Source organism: Mycobacterium paraense, assembly GCF_002101815.1.
In the GTDB taxonomy this organism is placed as follows: domain Bacteria; phylum Actinomycetota; class Actinomycetes; order Mycobacteriales; family Mycobacteriaceae; genus Mycobacterium; species Mycobacterium paraense.
Window position 1 is genome coordinate 1 of record NZ_LQPM01000042.1, and the last position, 8970, is coordinate 8970.

Sequence of the window (8970 nt, forward strand, 5' to 3'; positions counted from 1 at the left end):
GCCATCGCCCCCGCCTCCGCCCCCGGAGGCCGGCGCGATGGCTCCCTCGAACGGGCCGCCGGATCCGCAGACCGAAGACGAGCCCGCGGTCCCGCCGCCCCCGCCCGGGGCCCCGGACGGGGTGGTGGGTGTGGCCCCGCACGCGACCGTCATCTCGATACGGCAGTCTTCGCGTGCCTTCGAGCCGGTCAACCCGCCGCCCGCCGACCCGAACTCGGACGAGAAGGTCAAAGCCGGCACGCTGAACACGTTGGCGCGGGCCGTCGTTCACGCGGCGAACATGGGCGCGAAGGTGATCAACATCTCGGTGACCTCCTGCCTGCCGGCCGCGTCCTCCACCGATCAGCGGGCGCTGGGTGCGGCGCTGTGGTATGCGGCGACCGTCAAGGACGCCGTGGTCGTCGCCGCCGCCGGCAACGACGGGGAAGGCGGCTGCGACAACAATCCGATGTACGACCCGCTGGACCCGTCAGATCCCCGCGACTGGCACCAGGTCAGGGTCATCTCCTCGCCCTCGTGGTTCTCGGACTACGTCTTGTCGGTGGGCGGCGTCGATGCCGGCGGCGCTCCGATCGACAAGAGCATGTCGGGACCCTGGGTGGGCGTCGCGGGGCCCGCGACCCACATCATGGGTCTCTCGCCGCAGGGCGGTGGGCCGGTCAACGCCTACCCACCCTCGCGGCCGGGCGAGAAGAACATGCCGTTCTGGGGCACCAGCTTCTCGGCGGCCTACGTCAGCGGCGTCGCGGCCCTGGTACGCGCGAAATACCCTCAGCTGACGGCACATCAGATCATCAACCGGATCGTGCAGTCGGCGCACAACCCACCGGCGGGCGTCGACAACAAGGTGGGCTATGGCCTCGTGGACCCGGTCGCCGCGCTGACGTTCAACATCCCGCCGGGCGACAAGATGCCCCCCGGTGCGCAAAGCCGGGTGATCACGCCGCCGCCGCCACCCCCCGCGCCGGATCACCGGGCCCGCAACATTGCCATCGGGTTCCTGGGCGCTGTGATCGCCGGTGTGCTGGTGGTGGCCACAGCCGTGCGCCTGCGGAGGGCGCGATGAGGTCTCGGCTGACCGGGTTCAGCCCGGCCAGCAATCGGCGGGTCGTCGGGATCCTGCTGGTGTTCCTTCTCGCGGTAGCGGGCTGGGCGGTCGGCGGCTACATCGGCGCCGCGGTGGCCGTGGTGGTGGGCGTCGCGGTGGTGTTCGTGCGCTGGCGGGGACAGCCGGCGTGGTCGTGGGCGGTGCTGGCGCGGCGGGGCCGGCGCCCGATCAGCTGGAGCGAACCAATCACGGTGGCCAGCAACCGATCCGGCGGCGGGGTGCGCGTCCAGGACGGTGTGGCGGTGGTGGCGGTGCAGCTGCTCGGCAGGGCGCACCGGGCCACCACGGTGACCGGCTCGGTGAGCGTCGAGTCCGAGAACGTCGTCGACATCGTCGAACTGGTGCCGATGCTGCGGCACCCGCTGGGCCTCGAACTCGACTCGATCAGCGTCGTGTCGTTCGGGTCCCGCTGCGGCAGCGTCGGCGACTATCCGCGGGTGTATGACGCCGAGATCGGCACCCCGCCGTACGCGGGCCGCCGCGAAACCTGGTTGATACTGCGGCTGCCGGTGATCGAGAACACGCGGGCGCTGCGGTGGCGCACCACCCTTGGGGCGACGGCGATTTCGGCGGCCCAACGGATCGCCGGGCAGCTGCGCTGCCAGGGCCTGCGCGCGAAGGTAGCCACCGCCACCGACCTGATGGAACTGGATCGCCGGCTCGGCTGGGACGCGGTGTCGGGCGCCACGCAGAAGTGGAAGGCCATCCGCGGGGAGGCCGGGTGGATGACGACGTACGCCTACCCGCCGGAGGCGATCAACGCCCACGTGCTCGCCCAGGCCTGGACGCTGCGCGTCGACGAGGTGATCCAGAACGTCACGGTCTACCCGGACGGGGCGTGCACCGCGACGGTCACCGTCCGCACGCCCACGCCGGCGCCCAGCCCACCCAGTGTCGTGCTGCGCCGCCTCAACGGCGAGCAGGCCGCCGCGGCGGCGGCCAACATGTGTGGCCCCCGTCCCCTCCTGCGCGGGCTGCGCCCAAGCCCGTTGCCGGACAGCCTGATCGTGGAGATCGGCCCATCGGGCGTATTGGTGGGCAAGCTCGCCAACGGCGACCGGCTGATGATCCCGGTCACCGACGCCGGCGAGCTGTCCCGGGTGTTCGTGGCGGCCGACGACGCGATCGCCAAACGAATCGTGATCCGCACCGCGGGCGCCGGCGAGCGGGTCAGCGTGCACACCCGCGACCTGAAGCGCTGGGCCAGCGTGCGGATGCCGTTGGTCAGCGTCGTCAACGCCTCGCGGCCCGCGCCGCGCACGAGCGTGAGCGTGGTCGAACACGCCACCCAAGCCAGAGGGGGCGACGCCGCGATATCGCCCGCCCCGCGGCCCGCCACCGTGATCACGATCGCGCCGGCCGGCACGCCGCTTCCCGACGGACACGGCCACGCTTTCGAGGTGGCCATCGAGCAGGTCAGCGGTGCCACGGTGAAAGTGACTGCGGCAGGCCAAACTTGGCTGGCCGACATGGACCTGTTCCGCGCGGAGAACCGCTATGTCAACCTGGAGTCTGTCACGATGTCGTTCGCCACGTAGCGTCGAGGATGGTGCAGACGATGGGGGATTTGCTCACGGCGCGTAGGCATTTCGACCGCGCCATGGCAACGATGGACCGGCAGGGGCGCGCCGCGGCCTTGCCCGAGTTCGTCGCCGCCACCGAGGCCGATCCGTCGATGGCCGACGCCTGGCTGGGCCGGATCGCCTGTGGCGACAACGACCTGACCTCCCTGAAGCGGCTCAACCACCATCGCGAGTGGCTGCACCGTGAGACCACCCGGATCGGCCGGACGCTGGCCGCGGAGATGCAGCTGGGCCCCTACATCGGCATCACGGTCACCGACGCATCCCAGGTGGGGCTGGCGTTGTCGTCGGCGCTGACGATCGCCGGCGAATACGCCGAGGCCGACCGGCTGCTGGCCAGCCGCGAGCTGCTCGATTCGTGGGGCAACTTCCAGTGGCACCAGCTGGCGCGGGCGTTTCTCATGTACGCCACGCAGCGGTGGCCGGACCTGTTGCTGACCGCCGCGGAGGAGCTGCCGCCGCAGGCGACCATCATGTCGGCGGTGACCGCGTCGATCTGCGCGCTGGCCGCGCACGCCGCCGCTCATCTCGGGCAAGGTCGGGTGGCGCTGGACTGGCTGGACCGCGTCGACGTGATCGGCCAGAACACGTCGTCGAGCCGGTTCGGCGCGGAGGTGCTGACAGCCTCGATCGGCCCGGCCGACATCCCGCTGCTCGTCGCCGACCTCGCCTATGTGCGGGGGATGGTGCACCGCCAGCTGCACGAAGAGGACCGGGCCCAGATCTGGTTGTCGAAGGCCACCATCAACGGGGTCCTGACCGACGCAGCCAAAGCCGCTCTGGCCGACCGGAATCTACAACTGGTCGTGACCGACGAGCACACGATCGCCAGCCGCACCGACAAGTGGGACGTCTCGTCGGCGAAGAGCCGCGAACAGCTGGAGGACGACGACGCGGCCGGGCGGCGCGCCGAGCTCCTGGCCGAGGGCCGGCAGCTACTGGCCAAGCAGGTCGGGCTGGCGGCGGTCAAGCAGGCGGTGTCAGCGCTGGAAGACCAGCTCGAGGTGCGCGTGATGCGCCTCGAGCACGGGCTGCCCGTGGAGGGGCAGACCAACCACATGCTGCTGGTGGGGCCGCCCGGCACCGGCAAGACGACCACCGCCGAGGCGCTGGGCAAGATCTACGCCGGCATGGGAATCGTGCGGCATCCGGAGATCCGCGAGGTCCGCCGTTCGGATTTCTGCGGCCACTACATCGGCGAGTCGGGGCCCAAGACCAACGAGCTGATCGAAAAGTCGCTCGGCCGAATCATTTTCATGGACGAGTTCTACTCGCTGATCGAACGCCACCAGGACGGCACGCCGGACATGATCGGCATGGAGGCCGTCACCCAGCTCCTGGTGGCCCTGGAAACCCATCGGTTCGACTTCTGCTTCATCGGGGCGGGCTACGAGGATCAAGTGGACGAATTCCTCACGGTCAACCCGGGTTTGGCCGGCCGGTTCAACCGCAAGCTGCGTTTCGAGTCCTACTCGCCGGCCGAGATCGTCGAGATCGGGCACCGCTATGCGACACCGCGGGCCAGCCTGCTCGACGACGGCGCCCGGGAGGCGTTTCTGGATGCGGCCACCACCATCCGCAACTACACCACCCCCGGTGGGCAGCACGGCATCGACGCCATGCAGAACGGCCGGTTCGCCCGCAACGTCATCGAGCGCGCCGAGGGCTTCCGCGACACCCGGGTGGTCGCCCAGAAGCGCTCGGGGCAACCGGTGACGGTCGAGGATCTGCAGATCATCACCGCCGCCGACATCGAGGCCGCGGTGCGCAGCGTGTGCGCCGACAACCGCGACATGGCCGCGATCGTTTGGTAGCTAGCTGGCCGGCGGCGGGCCGCCCGGGAACGCGCCGGTGGCCTGGAAGATGACGCGTCGGCCGATCTCGACGGCGTGGTCGGCGAAGCGTTCGTAGAACCTGCCCAGCAGGGTCACGTCGACCGCGGCGGCCACGCCGTGTTCCCATTGCCGACCCATCAGCTCGGTGAACAGCTTGCGGTGCAGGTCGTCCATGGTGTCGTCTTCGTCGTTGAGCATGCGGGCCTTGTCAGGGTCGCCGGTGCGCAGGACGTCTTCGGCCGCGTTGCCCAATTCGACCGCGACGCGGCCCATTTCGGCGAAGTAGCCGTTCGCCTCCTCGGGCAGCACGTGTTCCGGGTGGCGGCGACGAACGATCTTGGCGACGTGCACGGCCAGGCCGCCCATGCGTTCCACGTCGGCGCACACCCTGATCGCGGACACCACGGCGCGCAGGTCGCCGGCCACCGGCGCCTGCAGTGCCAGCAGGACGAATGCGGCGTCCTCGGCGGCGGCGCTCATCTCCGCAAGCCGGCCCTGTTCGTCGATGACCTGTTCGGCCAGCGCGAGGTCGGCGTGCAGCAGGGCCTGGGTGGCGTTCTGCATCGACAGGCCGGCCCTTCCGCACATGTCAGCGAGCTGCTCATGCAGAGCGTCCAGCTGCTCGTGAAAGGCGGTGCGCATTCCCCTACATTACGTCCGACCGCGACAGTTAGCTGGCGCCCCGGTTTCGTTGTTCGCTCAGGAATTTTGACCAGGAAACCATCTCCGGATGCCGCTGAAGCAGGGCCCGCCGCTGGCGCTCGGTCATGCCTCCCCAGACACCGAATTCCACCCGGTTGTCCAGCGCTTCCGCCCCGCACTCCCACATGACCGGGCAGCGCCGGCAGAACGCCGCCGCCTTGCGCTGGGCGGCCCCCCGCACGAAGAGCCCGTCGGGGTCGATGGTGCGGCACAGGGCGCGCGCCGCCCACCCGGTCGAATCGGCCGGGCCCGAGCTGCAGACCGCCACCCGAATGGCCGCACGGTGTGGTCTTTGACCGGCGGACTCTGCTCCTGACATCAGCGTTCTCCCGGCTCGACATCCCCACCACGGACGATCACCCTGCAGTGATTGCCCGCAGGGTGCCGCCAAAACGGCGCAACGCCGCTCCGCGCCAGAGATTGGTCTGCCGGTAACACGGACGTTCCGTCACGTTGGTTCACCCGTTGCGGGGGACAGGCCCGGTGTCCGCGGTCGGGCCGCTACGTCGGCTCGAAACGGAAAACCGCGACCCGGCCGGCCAGGGCCTCGAATTCGTCGGCCGTTCCGTCTCGCACCATCCCCGAACGCTTCGCGAACGCGACACCGACCGGCACTTCGGTGGAGAACGCGCGCAGCACCGGCCGCGCTTCGTTGGCGGCCAGCTCGACGATCTTCACCTCGCGGGACCGTCGGCCCCGGCTCAGCGTGCCGCTGCCCGCGGCGCGGGCATTCGCCGCCCAGTCGGCGCCCGGGTAACCGGCGACGACGTAGAGGCCACCGCGGAACTCGAACGGCGTCATCGGGGTGCTGCGCGGGCGGCCCGACCTGCGGCCGGGCACGGTCAGCACCATGGCGGGGCCCGTCGGTATCCCAAGGCGCTGGACGGCCATCATCACCTTGTTCATCGGCTTGAGGTAGCGCGGCGGGCGTGGTTCGGACATGTCAGCTCCTCGGCCTTCAGGACCTGGCGAACAGGTCGCGGTGCTCGGACACCCAGTGCGCGAACGGCGTCGCCGGGCGGCCGAGGATCTTCTCCACGTCGTGGGTGACCAGCGCCGGCTTGTCGAGGGTCTCGGCCTGCATGGCGATATACGCGTCGGCGAACTCGGCGCCCAGTCCCAAGCCGATGAACCGTTGCCGCACCATTTCCGCCGGGGCTTCGAAGTACTGCAGCGGGCGGCCGAGGACCTCGCCCATGACCCCGACCAGCTCCGAGTTGGTGAACGCCTGCGGGCCGGTCATCGGGATACGTTGTCCCACAAGGTCGTCGGTGAGCAACGCCCGGGCCGCGACGGCCGAGATGTCGCCCTCGACGATCGGCGCCGACGACGCCGCCGCGTACGGGCCGCCCACCACGTCACCGGCGCGCAGCTGCGCGCCCCACATGCCGGCGAAGTTGGTGGCGAAGACCGACGGCCGCAGGCTCACCCAGGCCAGGCCGGAGTCCACGGCGAGCTGTTCGACCTCCTTGTTGCGGTCCCCGCGGAAGCGCGAGGGCTGCCGCGAGAAGTCGTCGTCGGCGTTGATCGCCGACAGGGCGACGAGCTTGGTCACCCCCGCGCGACCGCACCCGGCGACCGTCTCGGCCAGCTGCCCGCCCAGGGCCCGCGAGTTGAGGAATACCGCCGACGCCCCGGGCAGCGCGTCCGCCGCCGATCCGACCACCTCGACCCCAGCGGGGAACCCCGCGGTGTCGGGCGCGCGGGTGACCGCGCGCACCCGGGCGCCCGCGGCGAGAAGTTCGGCGACGAGTGGGCGCCCGACGTTGCCGGTCGCTCCGGTTACGACGATTGTCATGGGAGTGGTCCCTTCCGTGATTTTTTCTGACTGCGCATACGACGGCGCCGGAGCCGGGAAAGTTACAGCCGAAAGGTGTAACTTTTCGTCGCCGCTCCTCGTCGAGAGTTCATGAGCCAACCGCCCTCACCCGGCGACCACGTCGCCCAGGCCTGGCGCCTGCACCGCCCGTACCTGATCAACCTCGCGTATCAGATGCTCGGCGACGTCGGCGACGCCGAAGACGTTGCGCAAGAAGCATTTCTGCGCCTGTCGCGGACCGACCCGAATGAGATCGACGACGTTCGCGGCTGGCTGACGGTGGTGGCGAGCCGCCTGTGCCTCGATCAGGTGCGCTCGGCGCGCGCCCGCCACGAGCGGCCCGGGGAGGTCGACGAGCGGCCGGGGACGCCCCGCTCCGACCCCGCCGAGCGGGTCACCCTCGACGACGAGGTCCGTTCCGCGTTGCTGGAAGTGTTACGCCGGCTCAGCCCCGGCGAACGCGTTGCCTTCGTGCTGCACGACGTGTTCGGCGTCCCGTTCGACACGATCGCCGAAACCGTGGGCCGCCCCGTCGGCACCTGCCGTCAGCTGGCGCGGCGCGCCCGGACGAAATTCACTGCGGCGCAACCCAAATTGAACGAGGTGGCGCCGGCCGAGCACCAGCTGGTCACCGAGAAGTTCATCACTGCGTGCGCCAACGGCGACATCGCGGGCTTGACCGCCGTGCTGGATCCGGCGGTCTGGGGCGTGGGCACGGTCCTGGCCGACCCGGCCCCGCCGCCACAGATCAACCACGGACCCGACGCGGTGGCCACCAACCTGATGCGCTACCTGGGGCCCGAAGTGACTCTGGTCAGCGGTCCCGCCGGGGGACCCGCGGTGCTGGCCTTCGCCGAGCGCCGGCTGTTCGCCGCGATCGTGCTGACGGTGCGCGGTCACCTCGTGACGAAGATCGAGGCCGTCGCCGACCCTATGGCGCGGGCGGCCGCGGGTTCGCCGGCCGCTCCGGCCGGGCCGCGAAATGGCTCGCGATCGTCGCAGTGATCTGGAGAAACTTGCGCCGCGTCGCCGGGGCCATTTCGCCGTCCACGTCGATCACGCCGCCCGGGCGGAGATGGGGATCGTAGGGCACCTCGATCACCGGCTGCCCGTGCTCGACGAACTCGCGGGCCAGCTGCTCCCGCGTGCGCTTGTCGGCGTGGCCGTCGGAGTCGTTGAGCACCACGATCGTGTGGTGCAGCAGGGTCGTCAGCCGTTGTTCCGACAGCCACTCGATGGTCCGGGCGGCGGCGTTGGCCCCGTCGGCCCACGGCGAGGTCACCACGATCAGCGCGTCCAGGTCGCGCAACACCTCCTGGGTCACCGGCGAATCCATCGTGGAGCCGCAGTCGATGATCGAGATGGTGAAGTGGCGGTCCAGCCGGCGCGCGGCCTCCCGGTAGACGGCGGGATCGAGGACCCGGCGTGGGCCGGACGCCGGCTCGCCGCCGAGGACGTGCAGGCCGGCGGGATTGCGGCCGAGGCGCCCGACCACATCGCTGTACGAATCCAGATTTTTGTCGGAGGTCAACCCCCAGAACGATCCGCTCGCCCGGGGGTCGATCCGGTAGCCCAACCGGCCGAACGCGGTGTCGGCGTCGATCGCCACCACGTGGTCCTGCGGACGCAGTTCGGCGAAAAGCGATCCGACGCTGGCGGCCACCGACGTCTTCCCGACGCCGCCCTTACCCAGCACCCCGACCTTGTAGTTCCCGTGCAGGACGGTGCGGATGGCCGCTTCGTACTGAGCGTCCTGCCGCTGGGCGGCCGAGGGACCGAGCTTGATCAAACCAAAGGTGGCCTGCCGCACGATGCGTCGCCAACCCCGGTCGGGCAGCTCGGGCGGCTGGACCGCTGGCGGTTAGACTTAACGAAGTTGGCATGTCAGGCGGGTATTGTCATATCGTTTTACGACTTGTCGAA

The 8970-nt window shown here is 70.2% G+C and carries 9 protein-coding genes; 4 read left to right on the forward strand and 5 right to left on the reverse strand.

The genetic code is table 11. The annotated features are described in order from the left end of the window. The 3 genes from mycP to eccA all read left to right on the forward strand — a co-directional run. On the forward strand, nucleotides 1-1066 hold a 1066-nt coding region (gene mycP / locus AWB89_RS24870; RefSeq protein WP_142282633.1), incomplete at its 5' end, for a type VII secretion-associated serine protease mycosin. After that, on the forward strand, nucleotides 1063-2646 hold the full coding sequence (eccE, locus tag AWB89_RS24875) for a type VII secretion protein EccE (protein ID WP_085177298.1): 1584 nt from the start codon (nucleotides 1063-1065) through the stop codon (nucleotides 2644-2646). The genes mycP and eccE, both read left to right, overlap by 4 nt. Nucleotides 2647-2654: 8 nt before the next feature. Continuing rightward, complete coding sequence (gene eccA / locus AWB89_RS24880; RefSeq protein ID WP_142282634.1) at nucleotides 2655-4505, forward strand: type VII secretion AAA-ATPase EccA; 1851 nt, start codon at nucleotides 2655-2657, stop codon at nucleotides 4503-4505. On the opposite strand, the gene phoU is transcribed toward eccA, so the two are convergent. The 4 genes from phoU to AWB89_RS24900 all read right to left on the reverse strand — a co-directional run bounded on the left by phoU (nucleotide 4506) and on the right by AWB89_RS24900 (nucleotide 7026). Then, complete coding sequence (gene phoU / locus AWB89_RS24885) at nucleotides 4506-5168, reverse strand: phosphate signaling complex protein PhoU (RefSeq protein WP_085177300.1); 663 nt, start codon at nucleotides 5166-5168, stop codon at nucleotides 4506-4508. 28 nt (nucleotides 5169-5196) lie between these two features. Continuing rightward, nucleotides 5197-5547, reverse strand: coding sequence for a WhiB family transcriptional regulator (locus AWB89_RS24890; RefSeq protein ID WP_085177302.1), 351 nt, complete (start codon nucleotides 5545-5547; stop codon nucleotides 5197-5199). Between the two features lie 182 nt (nucleotides 5548-5729). Continuing rightward, entirely contained in the window at nucleotides 5730-6170 is a 441-nt protein-coding gene (locus AWB89_RS24895) for a nitroreductase family deazaflavin-dependent oxidoreductase (protein ID WP_085177304.1), read from the reverse strand. 16 nt (nucleotides 6171-6186) lie between these two features. Beyond that, nucleotides 6187-7026: an NAD(P)H-binding protein gene (locus tag AWB89_RS24900; protein WP_085177306.1), complete on the reverse strand. Its 840-nt coding sequence runs from the start codon at nucleotides 7024-7026 to the stop codon at nucleotides 6187-6189. Between the two features lie 111 nt (nucleotides 7027-7137). On the opposite strand from AWB89_RS24900, the gene sigI reads away from it, so the two are divergent. Continuing rightward, nucleotides 7138-8052 carry an RNA polymerase sigma factor SigI gene (gene sigI / locus AWB89_RS24905; protein ID WP_085177308.1) on the forward strand — a complete coding sequence of 305 codons (915 nt, stop codon included), beginning with the start codon at nucleotides 7138-7140 and terminating at the stop codon, nucleotides 8050-8052. Here sigI and AWB89_RS24910 read toward each other — a convergent pair. Continuing rightward, nucleotides 7979-8884 carry a MinD/ParA family ATP-binding protein gene (locus AWB89_RS24910; protein ID WP_085177310.1) on the reverse strand — a complete coding sequence of 302 codons (906 nt, stop codon included), beginning with the start codon at nucleotides 8882-8884 and terminating at the stop codon, nucleotides 7979-7981. The two genes, sigI and AWB89_RS24910, sit on opposite strands and share 74 nt — an antisense overlap. Nucleotides 8885-8970: the final 86 nt, after the last annotated feature.